The organism is Pimelobacter simplex, assembly GCF_024662235.1.
GTDB lineage: Bacteria > Actinomycetota > Actinomycetes > Propionibacteriales > Nocardioidaceae > Nocardioides.
In genome coordinates this window covers 5,117,583-5,140,167 of sequence record NZ_CP096276.1, presented here as the reverse complement: position 1 = coordinate 5,140,167, position 22,585 = coordinate 5,117,583, and the positions used below count along the sequence as shown (strand labels likewise).

Here is a 22,585-nt window from a genome sequence, read left to right as displayed (position 1 = left end):
CGACACCGACAACCTCATCAGGAGAAGCAATGCACCGCACGACCCTTCGCCGGCTGGCCTCCGCCACCGGCGCGATCACCCTCGCCCTGGGCCTGGCCGCCTGCGGCTCGGACTCCGACGACGCGAAGCAGGAGCCGGCCGCGGTCGAGACCGCCCGCAACGGCGACGTCTTCAACGCCGCCGACGTCGCCTTCGCGACCGCGATGATCCCGCACCACGCCCAGGCGCTGCAGATGGCGCTGCTCGCCCAGGACCGTCCGCTCCCGCCGGAGGTCCGGGCCCTCGTCGACCAGGTCCAGGCCGCCCAGACCCCCGAAGTCGAGACGATGACGACCTGGCTCACCGACTGGGGCAAGGACATCCCGGCCACCGCGATGGACCACGCCAACGCGGGTCACGACATGGACGGGATGATGTCCGGCGCCGACATGACCGAGCTCGAGGAGTCCTCCGACGAGGACTTCCCGCGGCTCTGGATGACGATGATGATCGAGCACCACGAGGGCGCGATCACCATGGCCCGCGCCGAGCAGGCCGACGGCCGGTACGCCGACGCCGTCGCCCTCGCGAAGGCGATCGTCGAGGCCCAGGCCGCGGAGATCGCCACGATGAAGGAGCTGCTCGGCCAGGGCTGAGCCGGCTACCGCAGGTCGGCGGCGGACCCGACGACGGCACCATAGGCATCGCCGATGGTCGCCAGGGCAGCGGCATGGAGCTGCTCCGCAGGTACGTCGCCGGCCGCGCTCGGCAGCGCCCGGGTCGCGCAGGCGTCGGCGACCACCGTGAGGTCGTACCCGCGCAGCGCGGCGCCCTCGGCGGTGAACGTCACGCACATGTGGGTCATGAAGCCGGCCAGCACCACCTGCCGGCGTCCGGTCGCCGCGATCAGGTCGGCGAGCGGGGTGTCGACGAACGAGTTGGGCGCGGTCTTGGTGACCACCTCCTCGCCCGCGACCGGGGCGACCCGGTCGTGGATCCGGCCGATCGGCGCCGTGATGTCGTACGGGCTGCCCGGGCCGGAGTCGTGCTGCACGTGGATCACCGGAGCCCCCGCCGCCCGGGCCCGGGCGAGGAGGTCGGCGGCCTGGTCGAGGGCCGGGTCCCAGCCGGTCAGCTCCATCACGCCGGTCGTGTAGGTGTTCTGGTAGTCGATCAGGACGACGGCCGACTCGGCGAGCGTCGCGGGGACGTCGGCGCTGCCGTCGAGCGCGCGCAGCGGGATCGAGGTCATCGGTTTTCCTCTCGGTCGATGGGGTGCTTCCATGGTGGCTGACCCGAATCGCACCCAACAGACCAGATCGGGTCAGTGCTCGCCGAGATCGGCCGAGCGCGAGCCGAGAGGAGCCCCCGGTGCCCGCACCCCGCGTCGCCGTCATCGCGGCCGACGGGATCAGCCCGTTCCACCTGTCCGTGCCGTCCCTGGTCTGGGGCGGCGAGGAGCCGGCCGGCGAGATGGAGCCCTGGCCGATCGACGTGGCCGCGGTCCGGCCCGGACCGGTGGCGACCTCGGCCGGCTACGCGATCGGGGTCGCGCACGGCCTCGACGTCGTCGAGCGCGCCGACATCGTGGTGATGCCGTGGTGGCACGACCCGCACCGGTCCGCACCGGAGCCGGTCCTCGACGCGCTCCGGCTCGCCCACGACCGCGGGGCCCGGGTGGTCGGGCTGTGCCTGGGCTCGTTCGTCGTCGCCGACGCCGGCCTGCTCGACGGCCGCGCCGCGACCACGCACTGGAAGTGGGAGGCGGTGTTCCGCCGCCGGTTCCCCGAGGTCGACCTGCGCCCCGAGGAGCTGTACGTCGACGCGGGCGCGGTGATCACCGGCGCCGGCGCCACCGCGAGCGTCGACACCTGCCTCTACGTCCTGGCCCAGCGGGCCGGCCAGTCCGTCGCCAACCAGGTCGCCCGCCGGATCGTCGCGGCCCCGCACCGGGCCGGCGGCCAGGCGCAGTACATCGAGGCGCCGGTCCCCGAGCCCGGCGACGACCCCATCGCGCGCGCCATGGCCTGGGCCGCCGGCGCGCTCGACATCCCGCTCGGCATCGACGACCTGGCCGCGCACGCGTGCATGAGCCGCAGCTCCTTCACCCGCGCGTTCCGCGCGCGCACCGGCACGAGCGTCCATCCGTGGCTCGTCGCGCAGCGGGTCGCGCGCGCCCAGGACCTGCTCGAGACCACCGACCTCGCGGTGGACGAGGTGGCGCGTCACGCGGGCTTCGGCACCGCGCCGCGGCTGCGCTCCCACTTCGTCGCGGCCCTCGGCGTGACGCCCACGCGCTACCGCTCCGACTTCGCCGCGCGGGCCGTCGTACCGGGGTGACGGGAGCGGGTTGTCACATGCGGCGCGCGGCCGGTGTCTTCATGCTCGACCACCCACCAGCACCACCACGGAGGACGACATGACCAGCACCGCCCGCATCCCCGCCGCCCCGATCACCGGCCTCTACGGCGCCCTCGTCAAGAAGTTCGCCGGCAAGATGTTCGGCAGCGTGCCGGAGTCGATCGGGGTGCTGTGGCACCACCAGCCGGCTCTCAAGGCGAGCATGTCCTACGGCCAGAAGCTGCAGAAGTGGGACACCTGCGACGAGACCCTCAAGACCTACGCGCACATGGCGGTCGCCTCGCTCGTCGGCTGCTCGTGGTGCCTCGACTTCAACTACTTCATGGCCAAGGACAAGGGCCTCGACCTCGACAAGGCGCGCCAGGTCCCGAACTGGCGGGCGGCCACGGTGTTCTCACCGCTGGAGCGCCAGGTCCTGGAGTACGCCGAGGCGGCGAGCCAGACGCCCCCGACGGTGACCGACGAGATGGTCGAGCCGCTCCTCGCCGCGCTCGGGCCGGCCGGGCTGATCGAGCTGACCAACGTGATCGGGTTCGCCAACCTGACCACCCGCTCCAACACCGCGCTCGGCATCGAGTCCGAGGGCTTCGCGTCGGCCTGCGGCCTGGCCCCGCTGGCCGAGCGCCCCACCGTAGGCTCGCCGGCATGACCTCTCGGGACGCCGATCCCTTCGTCACCCACCGCAACCTGCTCTTCACCGTCGCCTACGAGATGCTCGGCTCCGCGGCCGACGCCGAGGACGTCGTGCAGGAGACCTGGCTGCGGTGGGCCGACGTCGACCGGACCGAGGTGCGCGACGCCCGCGCGTACCTGGTCCGGATCGTCACCCGGCAGTCGCTCAACCGGCTGCGCACGCTGGCCCGCCGGCGCGAGGACTACGTCGGCGAGTGGCTGCCCGAGCCGCTGCTCACCGCCCCCGACGTCGCCGACGACGTCGAGCTCGCCGAGAGCGTGTCGATGGCGATGCTCACCGTGCTCGAGACGCTCGGGCACGCCGAGCGGGCGGTGTTCGTGCTGCGCGAGGTCTTCGACATGCCGTACGACGAGATCGCCGAGGCGGTGGGCAAGACGCCCGCCGCCGTACGCCAGATCGCGCTGCGCGCCCGCAACCACGTCGCCGCCCGCCGCCCCCGCCAGGACGTCGGGCGCGGCGAGCAGCAGGCCGTCGTCGACCGCTTCCTCGGCGCGGTGCGGACCGGCGACATCCAGGGGCTGCTCGACGCGCTCGCACCCGACGTGGTCATGCTCGCCGACGGCGGCGGGGTCGCCCAGGCGATCCGCAAGCCGCTGACCGGGGCGGAGCCGGTGGCCCGCCTGCTGGCGAACTTCGCCCTCCTCGCCCCCACCGCGACCATCTCGCCGACCTGGCTCAACGGGGCGCCCGCCGCGCTGATCGACGCCGACGGCGAGCTCACCGCGGTGAGCCTGGTCGTCGAGCAGGGCCGGATCACCCGGATCCTCGCGGTCCGCAACCCGGCCAAGCTCACCGCGCTCGACCAGGAGTGGCCGCTCACCCGCACCGAGGCGTCCACCACCCCCGCCGAACCCGGGGATTCCGCCCCCTAGGGTGACGCCATGGCAGCCAGCCCCGAGGCCCGGGTCGCGCAGTTCGTCGCGGACTACTTCGCCCGGTGGGAGGAGGTCGCGCCGCACTTCGAGACCCCGGGGGTCGACGGCTTCGCCCACTGGCTGCCCGCCCTCGCCGCGCTGGAGGAGCACCACCTCGTCCCCGGCACGGACTTCCGGATCGACACCAGCTTCGGGCGTCCCGCGCCGTTCCGGCCCGGCGGCGAGACGGTGACGGCGGTCGTCACCGCGGGTGACACCAGCACGGTGCGGGCCGCGGTCGACGACATCTTCCACAGCATCCGCGAGTACGTCCTGCGCCGGACCCCGCAGGGCTGGCTGATCGACCACTGCGCGACCTACCTCGACGACCCCGACCTGCCCTTCCTCGGCCCGGAGGAGGCCGCCGCGCACCTCGCCGGCTGCTCCCCCACGGCACCACTGGCGCCCCTCGGGCCGGACGACCTGCGCCGCGACCCGGCGGCACTGTTCCGGCCCGGTCCGACCCGGCTCGACGACCACGAGGGGACCGTCGAGGTGCGCCCGGCCGGCACGCTGACGACCGCGTCCGGCGCGCTCACGGTGGTCGACCTGGGCTACGACAACGACGACGCGCGACCGCTCGCGCGCACCGTCGCGCCGGGCACCTACCCGGTCGAGGTGAGCACCGCGTTCGGGCGCAATGCCGCACTGCGCCTGGTGATCGGGCCCGGAGAGCCGGTCGCCTGGCACCCCGCGACGGTCGTCGGGGGCGGCCACGTCTTCGGCGTCGACGCCGGGAACCTGTGCCTGGCCGACTACCCGTCGTACGCCGCGGTGGTGCGCCGCGCCAAGGAGCACGCGCTCGAGCAGCTCGCGCGGGAGCGCGCCCGGCCCGCGGTGCGCGGGCACGCCTTCGGCGACGACGACCGGGTCACCGCCGTGGTCGCCGACTCCGGTTGGGGCGACGGCGCCTACCCGGCGTACTGGGGCGTCGACGCCGGCGGGACACCGGTCGTGCTGGTGCTCGACTTCGTGGTGCTGGCCTAGGGATCAGGGCGCGAGGAGCACCGGCATCAGCCGGTGCACCTGGGCACGCAGGTCGTCGAGGACGCCCTCGCGGTCGCACAGGTAGCCCAGCAGCGCCTGCTGGAACAGGCCGTCGAGCAGGCCGTAGGCGACGTGCGGCGTCATCGACGGCTCCTTGCCGGCGAGCTCGGCGTAGGTGCTGACCACACGCCAGATCATGTCCTCGAGCGTCTGGTCGATCTGGAGGACCGCCTCGCGCAGGCTCTCCTCGAACATGCTCTGGGAGCGCAGGTCGTACCAGAGCCGGTGCATCGGCGCCTCGTCGACGACGGTCTCGACGAGCTTGTCGGCGAAGGCCGCGACCAGCTCGTCGGCGCTCGTCGCGTCGGCGACCACGCCGTCGTAGCGGTGCACGCAGGTCGCCTTGTACTGGCGCACGCAGTAGACGATCAGGTCGAGCTTGTCGTGGAAGTAGTAGTGGACGACGCCGTGGGAGAACTCGGAGTTGTTCGCGATCTCGCGCAGGCTGGCGCGGGCGTAGCCGAGCTCGCCGAGGGTCCGCAGGGCGGAGTCGGCGAGGGCACGCCGCCGTTCGTCGTGCTTGTCGGCCGGCGTACGACGCGCGGTCGCTGTCGTCATGGGGCCCGACCCTACCGCCTCCCGGGCGCTTTCTGGACGATCGTCCGGATTTTTCTTGACGATCGTCCAGAGAAGTCTTGACAGTCGTCAAGGAAACGGGGTTGTGTGGCCCACGTCACCCACCGCAGCACCGACGAAGGAGTCGCACACCATGACCGAAGCCGAACTGTCCGGGCGCACGGCGCTCGTCACCGGCGGCGCCCAGGGGCTGGGCAAGAAGTTCGCCGAGCACCTCGCCGCCGCCGGGGCCACGGTCGTGGTCGGCGACCTGCAGGACGACAAGGGTCAGGAGGTGGCCGCCGCGGTCGGGGGCCACTTCGTCCACCTCGACGTCACCGACGACGCCTCGTGGGCGGCCGGCGTCGCCGCCGCCGTCGAGCACACGGGCGGCCTCGACATCGTCGTCAACAACGCCGGCATCGAGATCGCTTCGCTGTTCGTGAACCTCGACCCCGACGTCTCGCGGCGGATCTTCGACGTCAACGTCGTCGGCACCTCGCTCGGCATCAAGCACGCGTTCCGCACCATGGGGCCGGGGGGCGCGGCAGGCAAGGGCGGTGCGGTCATCAACGTCGCCTCGGTCGCCGCGCACATCGCCTTCCCGGCGCTCTCGCAGTACTCGGCGTCGAAGTCGGCCGTCGACCGGATCACCCGGGTGGCCGCGATGGAGGCCGGCAAGCTCGGGCTCGGCGTCCGGGTCAACTGCGTCTCGCCGGGCCTGATCCCCAACGAGATGGGCGCGGGCCTGGCCAACGAGCTGACCGGCATGGGGCTCTTCGCCTCACCCGACGCCGCCGTCGGCCAGGTCGTCGAGCTCACGCCGTCGGGTGGGCTGGCCACCGAGGAGGACATCGCCGAGGCCGTGGTCTTCCTCGCCTCCGACCGCTCGAAGTTCATCAATGGCGTCGACCTGTCGGTCGACGGCGGAATGGGGATGTGAACCATGGCTGACAACACCGCCGACAAGAAGCCCGTCATCGTCTACGGCGCCTCCGGCTACACCGGGCGGCTGATCTGCGAGTACCTGCGCGAGTTCGGCGTCCCGTTCATCGCCGCCGGCCGATCGGCCGACAAGCTCAAGGCCTCGATGGACGCCAACGTGCCCGGCATCGAGACCGCCGACTACGACATCGTCGAGGTCGGCCACGACGTCGCCTCGCTCACCGAGCTCTTCAGCGGTGCCTCCGTGGTGTGCAACACGGTCGGCCCGTTCAGCAAGTACGGCCCCGAGGTGGTCGAGGCCTGCCTCGCCGCGGGCACCCACTACCTCGACACCACCGGCGAGCAGGACTGGCTCATCACCTGCGACGACCGGTGGGGCGCGGACTTCGCCGCCGCCGGGCTGCTGCTCTCGCCCGGCATCGCGCAGATGTACACGACCGGCGAGATCGCCGCCGAGCTGTGCCTGGAGAAGCCGGGCCTCGACACCCTCGACATCGCCGTCTTCTGGGGCGGTTCGCCGACGATCGCGTCGACCCAGACGATCCTCGTCAACGCCGCCACGTCGCGGGCGCACTACCTCCAGCAGAACCAGTACGCCGAGTTCGACCCCACCCAGGGCCTGGTCCCGCTCGTCGTCCCGGGGCAGCACGAGCTCGCGCTCTCGCTGCCGTGGGGCGGCACCTCGCACCCGGTCTGGTACCGCAAGGACCCGCGGGTCGCGAACTGCAAGGCCCAGGGCGGCGTCTTCAACGCGGCGCTGATGAACGGCGTCCCCCAGATCGTGGCGGGTGCGCTCGAGGCGACCAAGGACATGTCGGAGGACGAGCGCGACCAGGCGCTGACCGCGACCGCGGCCCAGGTGATGAACCAGATGCCGCCGCGCGAGAACCCGCGCCTCAACAAGTCGCTCGACTCGGTGCACGCGTCCGGCCCGCTCGGCCGCGCGCACTGCGTCATCCACGGCAACCAGAACTACAAGCAGACCGGGCTCCTGCAGGCCTATGCGGCGTACTCGCTGCTGCAGCAGCCGCCGCTGCGCGTGGGCTTCGCCTCGGGCTGCAAGGCGTTCGGGCACCGGGAGCTGCTCGGTCAGCTGCGCGCGTTCGGGCTCGTCGCCGAGCCGGTGCTCACGGTCGAGGGCTGAGCCTTGATCGGTCGATACGCGGCGTCGCGAGCGTCGTCACACGGGTGGGATGGCAGGGCGCAGGCGCGACGGCGGTCTGGTTGCACCATCGAGCGTCTGCAACGCAGCCAGCGCGCCCGGGTGGCGGCGCGCAGCAGGCGCGCAGCGACGGATCAAGGCTGAGGAGGATCCGGTGCGGCTGGTCGACTACCTCGACAAGGGCGCGTCGCTGGGGGGCGACGCGGCCTGCCTGGTCTGCGACGGGCGGACGTGGACCTACGACGAGGTCCGCGACCTCGCCGGACGGATCGCGTCCGCCCTCGTGGGGCGGGGTGTCGCGCCCGGTGAGAAGGTCGCGATCCTCGCGTCCAACGACCCGGTCGCGTTCACCTGCGTCTTCGGGATCAGCCGCGCCGGTGCGGTCTGGTGCCCCATCAACCCGCGCAACGAGGCCGCGGAGAACCGCGACCTGCTGGCGCTCTTCGAGTGCACGACGCTGATCTTCCAGTCGTCGTACGCCGGGCTGGTGGACCAGATCCGCGACGACCTGCCGAACGTGCGCACCTTCGTGTGCCTCGACGGGTCGTACGAAGGAGCGCTCGGGTGGGACGACTTCCTCGCGTTCGGGGGCGAGGAGGTCGACCACCCGGCCGACGACGACCTGGCGATGATCGTCGGCACGGGCGGCACCACCGGGCGGCCCAAGGGCGTCATGCTCACCGGCACCAACATCGAGACGATGACGGCGCTCACGCTGATGAGCTACCCGTGGCCGGAGCGGCCCGCGCGGCCGACGTACCTCGCGCTGGCGCCGCTGACCCATGCCGCCGGCGTGCTGTGCTTCCCGGTCCTCGCCGCGGGCGGCTCGGTCGTCATCATGCGGACGCCCGACGTCAGCGCCTTCCTCGAGCTGGTCGCGGCGGAGCGGGTGACCCACACGTTCCTGCCGCCGACGCTGATCTACATGGTGCTCGACCACCCGGCCCTGGAGACGACGGACCTCTCCTCCCTCCAGTGCTTCTGGTACGGCGCCGCGCCCATGTCGTCGCGCCGGCTGGAGGAGGCGCTCACCCGGATCGGCCCGGTCATGGCCCAGCTCTTCGGCCAGACCGAGGCGCCGATGATGATCTCCACGATGTCCCCGCGCGACCACTTCCGTGCCGACGGCTCGGTCGCCCACGAACGGCTGTCATCAGCGGGGCGGCCCGCACCGCTGGTGACGGTCTCCATCATGGGCGAGGACGGCAGGCTGCTGCCCGCCGGCGAGCGCGGCGAGATCGTGGTCCGCAGCTCGCTGGTGATGCGCGGCTACTTCCGCAACCCGGAGGCGACGGCCGAGGCGTCGGCGTACGGCTGGCACCACACGGGCGACATCGGCTACCTCAGCACCGAGCCCGGGGACGAGGGCTTCCTGCACATCGTCGACCGGGCCAAGGACATGGTGATCACCGGCGGCTTCAACGTCTACTCGACCGAGGTCGAGCAGGCGCTGATGGCGCACCCGGCCGTCGCCGACTGCGCCGTGATCGGGCTGCCCGACGACAAGTGGGGCGAGCGGCTCACCGCCGTCCTGCAGCTGCGGCCGGGGCAGACGGTGACGCCCGCGGAGGTGCAGGCGTTCGTCAAGGAGCGGATCGGCAGCGTCAAGACGCCCAAGCAGGTGGAGGTCTGGGACGACCTGCCGCGCTCCAAGGTCGGCAAGGTGCTCAAGACCGAGATCAAGCAGGTGCTGAACGCGGGCTAGCCGGCAGGCCCAGCCGCAGGTGCTCCCCGTGGTAGATCGCCTGGTCGAGCAGCGCGGAGACGTGGTCGTCGTAGAGCTCGTAGACGATGCTGCGGCCCTCGCGGTTGCCCGTGACCAGGCCGAGGTTGCGCAGCACGCGCAGCTGCTGGGAGACGGCCGGCTGCTCCATGCCGATCGCGTCGACGAGCTCGGTCACCGTCGCCGGGCCGCGCCGCAGCCGGTCGAGGATGAGCAGCCGGCTCGGCGTGGCCAGCGCCTGGAGCGTGGTCGCCAGCGACTTCGCCGCGGCGGCGTCGAGCGGACGCGGCTCGCTGCGGTCCTCGGCATGTCCCACGGGAGCATCGTAGTCGGGCCGGCCGGCGCGCCGTGCCGTTCGCGCAATTGCATGCACATATATGCATGTCTCTATATTGGGTCCCATGACGACGCGCTGGGGGCACGGCCATGGACACGGGCACGGGCACGGGCACGGCCATGCCGGGCTGGCGAGCGCCGCGGAGAGCAGCAGCCTCGGCATCCGGGCGGCCTGGATCGGCCTGGCCGGGATGACCGCGACCGCGGCCGCCCAGGTGGCGATCGTCGCGATCTCCGGCTCGGCCGCGCTGCTGGCCGACACCGTGCACAACCTCGGGCACGCGGCGACGACGATCCCGCTGATCATCGCCTTCCGGATCGGCCGGCGGCCCAGCTCGCGGCGCTATCCCTACGGCCTGCGCCGCGCGGAGGACCTGGTCGGCCTGCTCATCGCGCTCATCGTCGCGCTGTCGGCGGCCTGGATCATCGTCGACTCGTTCGACGCCCTGCTCCACCCGCGCCGCATCGAGCACCTGGGCTGGGTGTTCGCGGCGGGCGTGGTCGGCTTCGCCGGCAACGAGGCGGTCGCGGTCCACCGGATCCGGGCGGGACGGCGGATCGGCTCAGCCGCCCTCATCGCCGAGGGCCAGCACGCCCGGGCCGACGGCCTCAGCTCGATCGCGGTCGTGGCCGGTGTCGTCGGCGTCTGGTCCGGCGTCGCCCGGGCGGACGCGATCGCCGGGCTGCTGGTGGGGCTGATGATCCTGGGCGTGCTCGTCGCCACCCTGCGCTCCGTCGTACGACGGCTCATGGACGGCGTCGAGGACGACGTCATCACGCGGCTGACCACGGCGGCCGACGCCGTCCCGGGGGTCGCGGGCGTCGACCGGGTGCGGGCGCGCTGGACGGGACACCGGATGGAGGGCGATGTCGTCGTCCAGGTGGACCCGGCCCTGACGGTGTCTGCCGCCCACGACGTCACCGAGGAGGTAGAGCGGGCGCTGCTGCGGGTGCTTCCCAACCTGGAGTCGGCCGTGGTCCACGTGCGCCCGCTGGGGACACCCTGACCCGCGGCGCCATCGGCTGGAGCTCGACCACCTGACGCCGGATCTCGGCGAGCGCGCGCACCGTCCAGTGGGTCGCCTTGGCGCGCGGGGGCACCAGCCCGGTCAGCTCGTCCTGCACCCGGAGCAGCGAGCCGACCCGCTCCGGCCCCAGCCGCGGGCTCTCGACGGCGAGCAGCGTGCTGGGCTGGGCCAGCCCGAGCGCCACGGCCAGCGTCACCTGGTCGAGCAGCAGCGCGCTCTCCCCCAGGCGCCACATCTGCAGGCGCGGGGGCAGCGGCCCGAGCAGCTCCGCCGCCTGGCGCGCCTCGTCGCGCAGCTGGTGCCCGGTCCGCATCCCGTCCCCCGTCCGCTCAGCCCTGCCGCTCGTCGTGGTCGCGCGCGAGGCGGACCCGGGCGACGCCGAGGTCGAGCAGCACGGTGACGAGCAGGACGCCGAGAGCAGTCACGAGAATCGGGAACACGCCAGGGAGACACCTCCGACGCGCCCGCCATTACGCGGTTCCGCGGTTTCAGCGGGGTTCTGGCCGCTCCGGCCGGGAAGGCCACCCCCATGGCTGCGCCAGGTGACCCCGCGTACGACCCGACCGAGGGGTCGGGCGGCTCCACGACGACCTCTCCGGCCCAGGCCCAGGAGCTCGGCGCCGACCTGTACGCGATGTACCGCGCCGGATCCATCGACTTCCCGCTCATCGCGACCCGGCTCCACGAGCAGGCGACCGCGCTGCACGGCCCGCGGGAGTCCCTCACGTCGTTCCAGGCGTCGGTCACCGGATCGCCCGCGATCCTCATGGGCGTCGTGAACGACCTCTACGGCGTCCTCTTCCACGCGGTCGACAGCACCGCGCTCGCCTGCCAGGACACCGGCACCGCGCTGGTCCAGGTCGCCGCGGACTTCGCCACCCGGGACCAGGCGGCGGCCGCCGAGTTCGGCCGGCTCCTCGACGGCAGCCGGCCCGACTTCGCCGACCCGCTGCCGCCGATCGGCACGGCCGACGTACCCCCGGCGACGGACGACGGCGGACCGGAGGGCTGGCGGTGAGCGCGCGCTACACCGCATCGGGGTTCGCCGACGAAGCCGCCCGGATGGGCCACCACCTCGGCGTGCTCAAGGGCCTGCAGGACGTGCTCGACCTCGACACCTGGCCGCGCTACCCCGCCGATCCGATGGGCCAGCGCAACTGCGACGTGATCTACCGGCTCGGTCCGCACGACGGCGTCGCGGTGATGTTCTGCCTGCGCGACCACGCCCCGCTGGGTCGCGTCACGGAGTACGTGCGCGAGCACGTGACGCCGGAGATCAACCGGCTGCTCGACGACGCGATGACCTGGGGCGAGCAGGTCGGGACCGACCTGCTGACCACGGCGGAGCCGCTCACCACCCCGATCACCGCGATCCCCCAGACCGCCGCCCAGATGCTGGAGCGCGACGTGCAGCAGCAGGCGTCATCCCTCACCGGCACGTTCGCCGACCTGTCGGTCGCGCTGACCGACTGGACCGGCGACAGCGCGACCAACTTCCGGGCCTACATCGAGCAGAAGATCCAGACGGCCACCGCCAACCAGGTGATCCTCGGCAACGGCATCGCCGCGACCCTGGCCGGGGTCACGGTGACCCTCCGCTCCGGACGGGAGAGCCTGATGAGCCTGGCCGGCGCCGTCCGCGGCGCCGCCCAGGACCAGATCGCGCTCCTCGAGCAGCGCGAGGCGGCGGTCGACAACGGCCGGGCCTTCCTCCAGCTGGCCCAGGCCGCGACGTCCGTGCTGTCCGCGATCCCCGTCGCGCCCGTCGCCATCACGGCCTCGGCGGTCGGCGCCGTCCTCGGCCTCGTCGAGAGCGGCATCCCGCCGGCCGACCAGGAGGAGATCACCCTCACCGAGCAGGACGCCACCGCGCTGGCCGCCCGGGTCCGCGAAGCGTCGGCCACGACGGTCTCGCGCTGCGACACCCACGTCCAGCAGATCCACGACCAGCGGCTCACCCCCCTGGCCCAGATGGTGGACGACTGGCAGACGCTACGCCTGCTCGCCCCGCCCCGGCCGGACATCGCCGACGGCGCGACGAGTCCGGCCGAGCTCGGGTTCGGCGGCGCCTGACCCGAGCAGCACCATCACCACCACGGGCAGGTCCGGCGGCGCCCAGGACGCCGGCAGGCGCGCCGCCTCGACCCAGCCGGCGGACCGGTAGAGCCGCTCCGCCGCCGCGTGCAGCGGCAGCACCTCGAGGCACGGCCGCCGGCCCGCCTCCCGGATGCCGGCGACGGCCGTGTCGAGCAGCCGCCGGCCGACGCCGTACCCGCGCGCCTCGGGGCCCACGAAGAGCGTGCTCACCCACCCCAGGTCGTCGACCGCGCAGCCGTGCGCGGCGGCCGCTGCGCGGTTCAGCTCGGACGGCTCGGACGCCTCGGACGATCGGTCGGGCGCCGTCCAGCAGACGTGGCCCACCGGACGGCCGCCGAACTCGGCCGTCCACGCTGCCCGGGCGTCGTCCGCGTGGAGGAAGGACTCCACGGGGATCGGCAGCGGGTCGCGATAGGGATAGCGGGTCTCCGGCTGCTGCTCGAAGAGGACGCCGGCGAGCGCCGGGAGGTCAGCAGCACGGCGGCGGCGGATCCGGGGTGAGCCGAGGTCCGCCATGGCCCGATGCTCGCACGGCGCGGGTGGCGAGGGCCGCGGCGGCGCACCGCAGGGCGCACACCGCCGCCCCCCGTACGACGTCCCGCGGGCTCACGCGTCCGCCCCCTTGCCGCGCAGCAGCACCCCGGTGGCCACGGCACCGACGCCGGCCACGATCGCGGCGCCGACAAAGGCCGCGGAGTAGCCGTCGGTCAGCGCCACCGGGTCGCCGAGCTTGCCGGCACCGTAGGCCGCGGCGACCGCCGTCATCACGGCGAGGCCGAGGGCCGAGCCGATCTGGTAGCTGGTGTTGACGATGCCGGAGGCGAGTCCGCCCTCCTCGGGCGGCGCGGCCGAGATCGCCGTGCCGAGGGTCGGGATGAAGGCGAGGGACATGCCGAGGGCGGCGACCAGCGACGCCGGGAGGACATCGGCGGCGTAGGAGCCGTCGGGCCGGATCAGCGCGAGCCAGGCCATGCCCACGGCGAGGAGCGCCAGGCCGGTGACGGTCGCGGTCCGCACGCCGACGACGGCGAGCACCCGGGGAGCGAGCACGACCATGCCGACCATGATGAGCAGCGTCATCGGGAGCAGCGCGGCCCCGCTCGGGAAGGCGCTGAGGCCGAGCACCTGCTGGAGGTAGAGGTTCAGGAAGAACCACATCGGGATCCATGCGGCGCCGAGGAGCAGCTGGCCGAGGTTGGCGGCGGCGAGATCGGGAGCCTTGAAGATGCCGAGGCGCAGGAGCGGCTCGCTGCCACGGGCCTGCTGGGCCACGAACGCGGCGAGCAGGACGACGCCCGCGCCGAGCACCCACCAGGTGCGGGCGGCACCCCAGCCCACCTCGGGCGCCTGGACGACGGCGTACACGAGGGCGGCGAGGCCGGCGGTGACGGTGACGGCGCCGACGAGGTCGACGCGGCGCGAGCCGGGGAAGCGGCCGGCCGGCATCGAGGCCGGGACGAGCGCCAGGATCAGTACCGCGATGGGGAGGTTGATCGCGAAGACCCACGGCCAGCTGAGGTACTCGGTGATGACGCCGCCGAGGAAGACGCCGGCGGTACCGCCCGCGGGCGCGGCCGCGCCGTAGAGCGCGAGCGCCTTGGTGAGCTCGCGGGGGTTGTTGCCGAACAGCATCATCAGCAGGGTCAGCGCGGCGGGCGCGATGAGTGCGGCGCCGGCGCCCTGGATGGCGCGGCCGGCGAGCTCGACCTCGACCTTGCCGGCGAGGGCGGCGACGAGCGATCCGGCGGCGAGGACGACCCAGCCGGCGGAGAAGACGGTGCGGGCGCCGAGGACGTCGGAGATCTTGCCGCCGAGCAGCAGCAGACCGCCGAAGGCGACGACGTACGCGTTGAAGACCCAGGACAGGTTCTCGGGCGTGAAGCCCAGCTCGCGCTGCATCTCCGGCAGCGCCACGCCGATGATCGAGGTGTCCATGATGACCATGAATTGGGCCGCGGCGATGACCGCGAGCCCGAGCCAGCGACGGTCCGTCGCCGGCGCGGTGGTGACTGACATCCGAATCTCTCCTTCTCGATGACTTGACTTCATACCCTAGGGGGGTATGGTTCCTTTCAAGATCGGGACGTTAGCACGGAATACCGCAGGGGGGTATCCTGGTCCTATCAAGGTCGAATCCCCCAGCAACGAAGGACGAGGGCATGGCACACACCGACGCCGGCACGGAGAACGAGCACAGCTACATCGCGAACCGGACCAAGGACGACTACCTCAAGCGGCTGCGCCGCATCGAGGGCCAGGCGCGGGGTCTGCAGCGGATGGTCGAGGAGGAGAAGTACTGCATCGACATCCTCACGCAGGTCTCCGCCATGACGAAGGCGCTCCAGTCCGTCGCCCTGGGCCTGCTCGACGAGCACATGGCGCACTGCGTGGTCAACGCCGCCAAGGAAGGCGGTGAGGAGGCCGACATCAAGCTCAAGGAGGCCTCCGACGCCATCGCCCGCCTCGTCCGTTCCTGACCGACCGCCCCGATCACCGCACGACATCCCCACCACCGAGAGGACATCTCCGATGAGCACCACCCAGACCTTCACCGTCACCGGCATGACCTGCGGCCACTGCGTCGCCTCCGTCACCGAGGAGGTGCAGGAGATCGCCGGCGTCGAGAACGTCGCGGTCGACCTGCCCACCGGTGCGGTCACGATCATCAGCGCCGCCCCCCTCGACGAGACCGCCGTCAAGGCCGCCGTCGAGGAGGCCGGCTACCAGCTCGCATGAACACCCCGACCCGACTCGCCGGCTTCGCCGCGGTCGCCGCGGCCGTGTTCGGCATCGCCCTCCTCGCCGGCCGGGCCATCGGCCCGGTCGACGCGGAGCCGGCGGGCCACGACACGCACGCCGCCGACACGACCGCGGGTCCCTCGGAGCAGCAGGCCGGCGAGACGACGTCCGAGATCCCAGGAGGACTCATGACCTCGCAGAACGGCTACACCCTCACCCTCGCCGACGACCGCGCGCCCGCCGGGCGCGACGTCCCGGTGCGGTTCACCATCACCGGTCCCGACGGCGCCCCCGTGACGGCGTACGACGAGCAGCACGAGAAGCAGCTGCACCTGATCGCCGTACGGCGTGACTTCAGCGGCTTCCAGCACGTGCACCCCCGGCTCGCCGACGGCGTGTGGACCATCGACCTCGACCTGACGCCGGGCACCTGGCGGCTCTTCGCCGACTTCAAGGCGACCGGGGCCGACGCGCTCACCCTCGGCGCCGACCTCGGCGTCGCCGGCGACTACACGCCGGTCCCGCCCGCACCGGACAACCGCACGGTCACGGTCGACGGCTACGAGGTCACCCTCGACGGCGACCTGTCCGCCGGCGCCGACGCCCGGCTCACGCTGAGCGTCACCAAGGACGGCGCGCCGGTCACCGACCTGCAGCCCTACCTCGGCGCCTACGGCCACCTGGTCGCGCTGCGCAGCGGCGACCTCGCCTACCTCCACGTCCACCCGGACGGCGAGCCCGGCGACGGTACGACGAAGCCCGGCCCCGACGTCGTCTTCCACACCGCGGTCCCGAGCCCCGGGACCTACCACCTCTACCTCGACTTCCAGCACGACGGCGTCGTCCGCACCGCGGCCTTCACCGTCACCGCCGGCGGGACGGGGAAGGGCCAGCCCCAGGAGTCCGGAGAGAGCAGTGGACACGCACACTGAGAACCAGGTCGAGCTCGCCCTCACCGGCATGACCTGCGCGTCCTGCGCCAACCGGATCGAGCGCAAGCTCAACAAGCTCGAGGGCGTCACCGCCACGGTCAACTACGCGACCGAGAAGGCCAAGGTGACCTACGCCGACACCGTCACGACCGACGCCCTGGTGGCGGCCGTCGAGTCGGCCGGCTACGGCGCCGCGCTGCCCAAGCCCCCGGCCGCCGACGGCGGTGCCGAGGGTGCGGGCGGCGCGGACGAGCAGGACCCGATCCGCCCGCTGCGCCAGCGGCTGGTGATCTCGGCCGTGCTCAGCGTCCCGGTCATCGCGATGGCGATGGTCCCGGCGCTGCAGTTCGACTACTGGCAGTGGCTCTCGCTGACGCTGGCCGCGCCGGTCGTGGTGTGGGGGGCCTGGCCGTTCCACAAGGCGGCCTGGACCAACCTGCGCCACGGCACCTCGACCATGGACACGCTGATCTCGCTCGGCACGCTCGCCGCGCTGGGCTGGTCGCTCTACGCGCTGTTCTGGGGCACCGCCGGCGTGACCGGGATGACCCACCCGTTCGAGCTCACCATCGAGCGCAGCGACGGCAGCGGCAACATCTACCTGGAGGCCGCGGCGGGCGTCACGACGTTCATCCTGGCCGGGCGCTACTTCGAGCAGCGCTCGAAGCGGCGGGCCGGGGCGGCGCTCAAGGCGCTGCTCGAGCTGGGCGCCAAGGAGGTCGCGGTGCTCGGGCCCGACGGCGTCACCGAGACCAAGATCGCGGTGGCGGACCTGAAGGTCGACGACCTGTTCGTCGTACGGCCGGGCGAGAAGATCGCGACCGACGGGGTCGTCGAGCGCGGCTCCTCGGCGGTCGACGCCTCGATGCTCACCGGCGAGTCCGTGCCGGTCGAGGTCGGCGTGGGCGACCCGGTGGTCGGCGCGACCGTCAACGCGGGCGGCCGGCTCGTCGTCCGGGCCACCCGGGTCGGCGGCGACACCCAGCTCGCCCAGATGGCCCGGCTCGTCGAGGACGCCCAGAACGGCAAGGCCCAGGTCCAGCGCCTGGCCGACCGGATCTCCGGCATCTTCGTGCCGATCGTCATCGTGCTCGCGGCCGGCACCCTCGGCTTCTGGCTCGGGACGGGCAACGGTCTCGCGGCGGCGTTCACCGCCGCGGTCGCCGTCCTCATCATCGCCTGCCCGTGCGCGCTGGGCCTGGCCACGCCGACCGCCCTCATGGTCGGCACCGGACGCGGCGCCCAGCTCGGCATCCTGATCAAGGGCCCCGAGGTGCTGGAGTCGACCCGCGCGGTCGACACCGTCGTCCTCGACAAGACCGGCACGGTGACCACCGGCAAGATGACGCTGCGCGACGTGGTCGCCGGCGCGGGTGAGGACGCCGCCGAGGTGCTGCGCTTCGCCGGGGCTCTCGAGGACGCCTCGGAGCACCCCATCGCCCGGGCGATCGCCGACGCGGCCCGCGAGGCCGGCCCGCTGCCCGCCGTCGAGGACTTCGCCAACGTCGAGGGCCTCGGGGTCCAGGGCGTCCTGCTCGACGGGGACGCCAGCCACGCCGTACTCGTGGGGCGGCCGCGGCTCCTGGAGGAGTGGTCCCAGCACCTCTCCCCCGAGCTGACCGCGGCGCTCGAGGAGGCCCAGCGCACCGGCGGTACGGCGGTCGCGGTGGGCTGGGACGGCCAGGCCCGCGGGGTCGTCGTGGTCGCGGACGCGATCAAGCCGACCTCGGCCACCGCCATCGCCCAACTGCGCGAGCTCGGCCTGCGCCCGGTCCTGCTCACCGGCGACAACGCCGTCGTGGCCCGGACCGTCGCCGCCGAGGTCGGGATCGCCGACGCCGACGTCATCGCCGACGTGCTCCCGGCCGACAAGGTCGACGTCGTCAAGCGCCTCCAGGGCGAGGGCAAGGTCGTCGCCATGGTCGGCGACGGTGTCAACGACGCCGCCGCGCTCGCCCAGGCCGACCTCGGCCTGGCCATGGGCACCGGCACCGACGTGGCGATCGAGGCCAGCGACCTCACGCTGGTCCGCGGCGACCTCCAGGTCGCGGTCGACGCGATCCGGCTCTCGCGCCGCACCCTCGCCACGATCAAGGGCAACCTGTTCTGGGCGTTCGCCTACAACGTGGCCGCCCTGCCGCTGGCCGCCGCCGGCCTGCTGAACCCGATGCTCGCGGGCGCCGCGATGGCGTTCTCGTCGGTGTTCGTGGTCTCCAACAGCCTGCGGCTGCGCAGGTTCAGGGCGACGGCCGGCTGAGTCCGGCGACCAGGGCGTCCAGCACCCGGAGCATCTCCTCGCGAGAAGCCTCCGGGTGCTCGGACGTCGCCACGACCAACGCGGCCTCGTCGGCCACCGCGACCAGCGTGTGGGCCAGGGCGCGGACCGGCAGCGCCGGCAGCTCGCCGTTCTCGATCGCGGTGGCCAGCAGCTGCTCGACGAGCGTCAGGGCGTAGGGCTGCAGCAGCTCGCGCCACCGGGACCAGCCCAGGACCGACGGGCCGTCCACCAGCAGGATCCGCTGGACGTCCTGGGCGCTGCACTCGTCCAGCCATGCCGTCATCGCGCGGCGCAGGACGGCCTGGAAGCCCAGGTCCTCACCCGCCAGCGCGGCGACGGCGATCCGGTCCGCGATGCCCGCCTCGACCTCGACCAGGACGGCGGCGAAGAGCTCGAGCTTGCTCCCGAACTGGTGGTACGCCGCCCCCCGGCTGACGCCGGCCGCCACGCTCACCGCCTCGAGACCGGTGCCCGCGAATCCCGCCGCCGCGAACTGCTCCCGAGCCGCCGCGATGAGCGCGCCGCGGGTCGCCGCCGTGCGGTCTGCTTGCCTGCGCCTCGTCATTTACCTACTATCTGTTCGTAACTTACATACAGCGCGTCGGTAAATTGGAGGAGAGCCTCATGCACACGATCGAGCTGCCCGCGGGTCCGTTGAAGTATCGGACCTGGGGACCCCGATCCTCCACTGCCCATCCCGTCGTGTTCCTGCACCCGGTGCTCACCGACGGCCGGCTCTGGACCAACGTCGGCGAGCTGCTCGCCGCCCGCGGCGTCCGCAGCTATGCCCCGGACTGGCCCCTCGGCGCCCACGTCGCGCCGCTGCACCCCGACGCGGACCGCTCGCCCGAGGGCGTGGCCCAGATGGTGCGCGACTTCCTGGACCGGCTCGACCTCACCGACGTCTGCCTGGTCGGCAACGACACCGGCGGCGCGCTGACCCAGTTCGTGATCACCGGCGGCGAGCCGCGCGTCTCCAGCGCCCTGCTCATCAACTGCGACGCCTTCACGACGTTCCCGCCCTTCCCGCTCAACGCGATCCTCGCCGCCCTGCGCGTCGAGCGGCTCGCCGTCCTCGTCGCGACCGCGATGAGGTGGACCCCGCTGCGCCACTCGTGGCTCGGCTACGGCCTGCTCTCCCGCCACCTCGACCCCACCCTGACCCGGGACTGGCTCCGCCCGGCGCGGACCGACCCGGCCGTCCGGCGCGACCTGATCGCCTTCCTCCGCGCGGTCGACCCGGAACGACTCGACGACGCGACCCACCGGCTCGCCGACGTCGACATCCCGATCGAGGTGCTCTGGGGCATGGCCGACCGCTGCTTCCGCCCTGCTCTCGGCCGCCGCCTGGCCCGGGCCGTCGGCACGGACCTCCGCGAGGTCCCCGGCGCCCGGACCCTCCTCGCCCTCGACGCACCGGAGGAGGTCGCCGAGGCGATCACCGCGCTGCGCCCGGTGCTCTAGGCCCGGTGTGCTCTAGGACCGGATGCCCGCCAGGTAGAGCGCGATGCACTCGTCCTCGAGCCGCTCCAGCGGATAGATCTCCGACGGCTCGTACCACCGCACGGTCAGCCACAACCCGTCCCGGATCAACCGGAACGCGACCCGCACGTCGAGCCCCGCCCGCACCGACCCGTCGGCCATCCCGTCGCGCAGGCTGGCCAGCCAGGACTCCTGCAGGCCGTTGGTGATCTCGCGCAGCCGCGGCGGCGTGCCGGCATCGCGGAGCAGCGCGGCATCGCGCTCGTAGATCTGGGTCGCGTGGGGGTGGCGGTGCATCACGCGCAGGGAGGCGCGGATGAGACCGACGACGCGCTCGGCTCCGGTCCGGGCGCCGGCCACCTCGGCGTCGTACGCCGCGGCGAGCTCGTCGACGTAGGCCGCGACGATCTCGCCGGCGATCTCCTCCTTGGCCGCGAACTGGTGGTAGAGGCTGCCGGACTTGAGGTCGGCGGCGCTCGCGATGTCGCGCACGGAGGTCGCCGCGACGCCGTGCTCGGCGAACAGCGGAGCGGCGGCGTCGAGGATCTGGCGGCGCCGCGCGGAGACGGGGCGCGCGCTCATGGCGTCAGCGTAGCGATCGCACCGCTCGTCGCGGCATCTCCCCGGGCGATGTTGATCTCGACCGTAGCGATCGCTACGGTCGAGACATGATGCCCTGCCCTCTCGCTGTGGTCACCGGCGCCGCCGGCGACGTCGGAGCGGCCACCGCCGCACGGCTGCACGCCGACGGCTGGCGGGTCCTGCTCGCCGACGTCGACCTGCCGGCCGCGCAGGAGCGCGCCGACGAGCTGGGCGAGCACGCCGAGGCCGCGTACGTCGACCTGGCCGACGACGCCTCCGTGCGGGCGCTCGCCGAGCGGGCCGCCGCGCAGAGCCCGGCGGCGCTCGTCTCGTGCGCCGGTGTCGCCTCCGTCGGCCGGTTCGTGGACGACGTGCCCGGCACCTGGGAGCTCCTGCACCGGGTCAACCTGCACGGGCCGATGCTGCTGACCCAGGCGTTGCTGCCGGCGCTGGCCGGCGCCGCCCACCCGCGGATCGTCTACGTCGCCTCGGACAGTGCGCGGGCCGGCGCCGCCCACGAGGCGGCGTACGCCGCGAGCAAGGCGGGTCTGCTCGGGCTGGCCAAGTCGCTGGCCCGCGAGCACGCGCGCGACGGGATCACCGTCAACGTGGTGTGCCCGGGACCTGTCCGCGGACGGATGGTCGACGAGCACATGGCCGGCAAGCAGGCCATGCTGGACAAGCTCGTCGCCGCGATCCCCAGCCGCCGCCTCGCCGAGCCGGACGACGTCGCCGCGGCGATCGCCTGGCTCAGCAGTCCCGACGCCGCCTACGTGACCGGCCAGACGCTCAGCGTCAGCGGCGGCCTGACCATGCACTGAACCCCGAACTGACCCCCACCAGCCCGAGGAGCCCCCACCATGAGCACCACCCCGACGATCGTCGACGCCCACGCCCACCTCTGGGATCCCGCGGCCCACCCCTGGTACCCGGGTCTGCGCGCCTTCGCCGAGCACGCGGCGAGCCCCTGGCTCCTCGACCGGCACCGGTACGCCGACTACGCCGCGCACCACCCGGGCGTCACCCTCGCCGGGCTCGTGCACGTCTCGGCGGCGACCGCGCCGCACGCCTACCTCGACGAGGCGCGCTGGCTGGAGGACGAGCTGTCGGCCGCGGACGTCCCCGCGGTCACGATCGGCACCGTCGACCCACAGCTGCCGGCCGCCGAGCTGGTGGCGCACCTCGACCAGCAGGCGGCGTACGAGCGCTTCCGCGGAGCCCGCGTCTACGGCGCGCTCGAGCCGGACTCCCCCGCGACCCCGGTGCTGCTCGACTGGCTCGACGAGCGCGGGCTGGTCTTCGACCTGGTCGCCTCGCCGGGCTCGCTGCCCGCGTGGGTCGACGTGCTGGCGCAGCGGCCGGGACTGTCCGTCGTCCTGGAGCACCTCGGGACGCCCCACGACGTCAGCCCCGAGGGCCTCGCCGCGTGGGCCGCGTCGATGCGCGAGGTCGCCGCGGGCACCGACTGGGTCTGCAAGTTCTCCGGGCTCGGCATGGTGCTGCCCAGCGTCACCGCCGACACCGTCCGCCCGTGGCTCGACGGCGCGGTCGCGGCGTGGGGCTGGGACCGGCTGCTGTTCGGCTCCAACATGCCCATCGACTCGCTCCACGTCGGGCACGCCGACCTGCTGCGCGCGATCGTGCCGCTGGTGCAGTCGGTGGCGACGCCCGAGGAGAGCGCGCGGTTCTTCGCCGACAACACCCGGGCGGCCTACCGGCTGCCGGCCTGAG

At 73.1% G+C, this 22,585-nt stretch carries 26 protein-coding genes; 18 read left to right on the top strand and 8 right to left on the bottom strand.

Annotation, left to right across the window (positions count from 1 at the left end; translation table 11 throughout):
- The first annotated feature begins 29 nt into the window (after window positions 1–29).
- The gene (locus tag M0M48_RS25195) at window positions 30–635 is read left to right on the top strand and encodes a DUF305 domain-containing protein (protein WP_215814061.1); all 606 of its coding nucleotides are present in this window, start codon (window positions 30–32) and stop codon (window positions 633–635) included.
- 5 nt (window positions 636–640) lie between these two features.
- Here the strand turns inward: M0M48_RS25195 and M0M48_RS25190 are convergent, their stop codons facing one another.
- Window positions 641–1,231 carry a cysteine hydrolase family protein gene (locus M0M48_RS25190; protein ID WP_257753219.1) on the bottom strand — a complete coding sequence of 197 codons (591 nt, stop codon included), beginning with the start codon at window positions 1,229–1,231 and terminating at the stop codon, window positions 641–643.
- Window positions 1,232–1,350: 119 nt separating this feature from the next.
- Between M0M48_RS25190 and M0M48_RS25185 the strand changes: the two genes are divergently transcribed.
- The 4 genes from M0M48_RS25185 to M0M48_RS25170 all read left to right on the top strand — a co-directional run bounded on the left by M0M48_RS25185 (window position 1,351) and on the right by M0M48_RS25170 (window position 4,935).
- Window positions 1,351–2,319, top strand: a complete 969-nt coding sequence (locus M0M48_RS25185) for a GlxA family transcriptional regulator (protein ID WP_257753218.1) — start codon at window positions 1,351–1,353, stop codon at window positions 2,317–2,319.
- 79 nt (window positions 2,320–2,398) lie between these two features.
- Window positions 2,399–2,989 carry a carboxymuconolactone decarboxylase family protein gene (locus M0M48_RS25180; protein WP_215814064.1) on the top strand — a complete coding sequence of 197 codons (591 nt, stop codon included), beginning with the start codon at window positions 2,399–2,401 and terminating at the stop codon, window positions 2,987–2,989.
- A complete protein-coding gene (locus M0M48_RS25175; protein ID WP_257753217.1) occupies window positions 2,986–3,906 on the top strand; it encodes an RNA polymerase sigma-70 factor in 921 nt (306 codons plus the stop codon). Before M0M48_RS25180 ends, M0M48_RS25175 begins: the two co-directional genes overlap by 4 nt.
- 9 nt (window positions 3,907–3,915) lie before the next feature.
- Entirely contained in the window at window positions 3,916–4,935 is a 1,020-nt protein-coding gene (locus M0M48_RS25170) for a DUF4241 domain-containing protein (RefSeq protein WP_257753216.1), read from the top strand.
- A gap of 3 nt (window positions 4,936–4,938) precedes the next feature.
- Here the strand turns inward: M0M48_RS25170 and M0M48_RS25165 are convergent, their stop codons facing one another.
- Window positions 4,939–5,553: a TetR/AcrR family transcriptional regulator gene (locus M0M48_RS25165; RefSeq protein ID WP_215814067.1), complete on the bottom strand. Its 615-nt coding sequence runs from the start codon at window positions 5,551–5,553 to the stop codon at window positions 4,939–4,941.
- A gap of 151 nt (window positions 5,554–5,704) precedes the next feature.
- Between M0M48_RS25165 and M0M48_RS25160 the strand changes: the two genes are divergently transcribed.
- From M0M48_RS25160 to M0M48_RS25150, 3 genes are all read left to right on the top strand, one after another.
- Window positions 5,705–6,493, top strand: coding sequence for an SDR family NAD(P)-dependent oxidoreductase (locus tag M0M48_RS25160; RefSeq protein WP_215814068.1), 789 nt, complete (start codon window positions 5,705–5,707; stop codon window positions 6,491–6,493).
- 3 nt (window positions 6,494–6,496) lie between these two features.
- Window positions 6,497–7,639 carry a DUF5938 domain-containing protein gene (locus tag M0M48_RS25155; protein ID WP_257753215.1) on the top strand — a complete coding sequence of 381 codons (1,143 nt, stop codon included), beginning with the start codon at window positions 6,497–6,499 and terminating at the stop codon, window positions 7,637–7,639.
- A gap of 172 nt (window positions 7,640–7,811) precedes the next feature.
- Window positions 7,812–9,362 carry an acyl-CoA synthetase gene (locus M0M48_RS25150; RefSeq protein WP_215814070.1) on the top strand — a complete coding sequence of 517 codons (1,551 nt, stop codon included), beginning with the start codon at window positions 7,812–7,814 and terminating at the stop codon, window positions 9,360–9,362.
- Here the strand turns inward: M0M48_RS25150 and M0M48_RS25145 are convergent.
- A complete protein-coding gene (locus M0M48_RS25145; protein ID WP_215814071.1) occupies window positions 9,337–9,696 on the bottom strand; it encodes an ArsR/SmtB family transcription factor in 360 nt (119 codons plus the stop codon). The two genes, M0M48_RS25150 and M0M48_RS25145, sit on opposite strands and share 26 nt — an antisense overlap.
- Window positions 9,697–9,781: 85 nt before the next feature.
- Here M0M48_RS25145 and M0M48_RS25140 point away from each other — a divergent pair, with 85 nt between their 5' ends.
- Window positions 9,782–10,723 carry a cation diffusion facilitator family transporter gene (locus tag M0M48_RS25140; protein ID WP_252373067.1) on the top strand — a complete coding sequence of 314 codons (942 nt, stop codon included), beginning with the start codon at window positions 9,782–9,784 and terminating at the stop codon, window positions 10,721–10,723.
- Here the strand turns inward: M0M48_RS25140 and M0M48_RS25135 are convergent.
- Window positions 10,635–11,057 carry a hypothetical protein gene (locus M0M48_RS25135; protein WP_215814073.1) on the bottom strand — a complete coding sequence of 141 codons (423 nt, stop codon included), beginning with the start codon at window positions 11,055–11,057 and terminating at the stop codon, window positions 10,635–10,637. The two genes, M0M48_RS25140 and M0M48_RS25135, sit on opposite strands and share 89 nt — an antisense overlap.
- A 216-nt stretch (window positions 11,058–11,273) precedes the next feature.
- Between M0M48_RS25135 and M0M48_RS25130 the strand changes: the two genes are divergently transcribed.
- Together M0M48_RS25130 and M0M48_RS25125 are read left to right on the top strand one after the other, a co-directional pair.
- Window positions 11,274–11,762, top strand: coding sequence for a hypothetical protein (locus M0M48_RS25130; RefSeq protein WP_257753214.1), 489 nt, complete (start codon window positions 11,274–11,276; stop codon window positions 11,760–11,762).
- Entirely contained in the window at window positions 11,759–12,817 is a 1,059-nt protein-coding gene (locus tag M0M48_RS25125; RefSeq protein WP_257753213.1) for a hypothetical protein, read from the top strand. Before M0M48_RS25130 ends, M0M48_RS25125 begins: the two co-directional genes overlap by 4 nt.
- Here M0M48_RS25125 and M0M48_RS25120 read toward each other — a convergent pair.
- Entirely contained in the window at window positions 12,737–13,357 is a 621-nt protein-coding gene (locus tag M0M48_RS25120; RefSeq protein ID WP_257753212.1) for a GNAT family N-acetyltransferase, read from the bottom strand. The two genes, M0M48_RS25125 and M0M48_RS25120, sit on opposite strands and share 81 nt — an antisense overlap.
- Window positions 13,358–13,447: 90 nt before the next feature.
- A complete protein-coding gene (locus M0M48_RS25115) occupies window positions 13,448–14,857 on the bottom strand; it encodes an MFS transporter (protein ID WP_257753211.1) in 1,410 nt (469 codons plus the stop codon).
- 143 nt (window positions 14,858–15,000) lie between these two features.
- Between M0M48_RS25115 and M0M48_RS25110 the strand changes: the two genes are divergently transcribed.
- The 4 genes from M0M48_RS25110 to M0M48_RS25095 are packed head-to-tail and all read left to right on the top strand — an operon-like array spanning window position 15,001 to window position 18,769.
- Window positions 15,001–15,318 carry a metal-sensitive transcriptional regulator gene (locus M0M48_RS25110; RefSeq protein WP_215814078.1) on the top strand — a complete coding sequence of 106 codons (318 nt, stop codon included), beginning with the start codon at window positions 15,001–15,003 and terminating at the stop codon, window positions 15,316–15,318.
- Between the two features lie 52 nt (window positions 15,319–15,370).
- Window positions 15,371–15,577 (top strand): heavy-metal-associated domain-containing protein, encoded by a 207-nt coding sequence (locus M0M48_RS25105; protein WP_215814079.1) that lies wholly within the window; start codon window positions 15,371–15,373, stop codon window positions 15,575–15,577.
- Entirely contained in the window at window positions 15,574–16,512 is a 939-nt protein-coding gene (locus M0M48_RS25100) for a hypothetical protein (protein WP_257753210.1), read from the top strand. The genes M0M48_RS25105 and M0M48_RS25100 overlap by 4 nt, the downstream gene beginning before the upstream one ends.
- A gap of 28 nt (window positions 16,513–16,540) precedes the next feature.
- Window positions 16,541–18,769: a heavy metal translocating P-type ATPase gene (locus tag M0M48_RS25095; RefSeq protein ID WP_257754417.1), complete on the top strand. Its 2,229-nt coding sequence runs from the start codon at window positions 16,541–16,543 to the stop codon at window positions 18,767–18,769.
- Here M0M48_RS25095 and M0M48_RS25090 read toward each other — a convergent pair.
- The gene (locus M0M48_RS25090; RefSeq protein ID WP_257753209.1) at window positions 18,750–19,355 is read right to left on the bottom strand and encodes a TetR/AcrR family transcriptional regulator; all 606 of its coding nucleotides are present in this window, start codon (window positions 19,353–19,355) and stop codon (window positions 18,750–18,752) included. The two genes, M0M48_RS25095 and M0M48_RS25090, sit on opposite strands and share 20 nt — an antisense overlap.
- Window positions 19,356–19,414: 59 nt before the next feature.
- On the opposite strand from M0M48_RS25090, the gene M0M48_RS25085 reads away from it, so the two are divergent.
- The gene (locus tag M0M48_RS25085) at window positions 19,415–20,254 is read left to right on the top strand and encodes an alpha/beta fold hydrolase (RefSeq protein ID WP_257753208.1); all 840 of its coding nucleotides are present in this window, start codon (window positions 19,415–19,417) and stop codon (window positions 20,252–20,254) included.
- A gap of 12 nt (window positions 20,255–20,266) precedes the next feature.
- Here M0M48_RS25085 and M0M48_RS25080 read toward each other — a convergent pair whose 3' ends face one another.
- Window positions 20,267–20,854, bottom strand: coding sequence for a TetR/AcrR family transcriptional regulator (locus M0M48_RS25080; protein WP_257753207.1), 588 nt, complete (start codon window positions 20,852–20,854; stop codon window positions 20,267–20,269).
- Between the two features lie 86 nt (window positions 20,855–20,940).
- Between M0M48_RS25080 and M0M48_RS25075 the strand changes: the two genes are divergently transcribed.
- Together M0M48_RS25075 and M0M48_RS25070 are read left to right on the top strand one after the other, a co-directional pair.
- Window positions 20,941–21,675 carry an SDR family NAD(P)-dependent oxidoreductase gene (locus tag M0M48_RS25075; protein WP_257753206.1) on the top strand — a complete coding sequence of 245 codons (735 nt, stop codon included), beginning with the start codon at window positions 20,941–20,943 and terminating at the stop codon, window positions 21,673–21,675.
- 39 nt (window positions 21,676–21,714) lie between these two features.
- Window positions 21,715–22,584, top strand: a complete 870-nt coding sequence (locus M0M48_RS25070; protein WP_215814085.1) for an amidohydrolase family protein — start codon at window positions 21,715–21,717, stop codon at window positions 22,582–22,584.
- Window position 22,585: the final 1 nt, after the last annotated feature.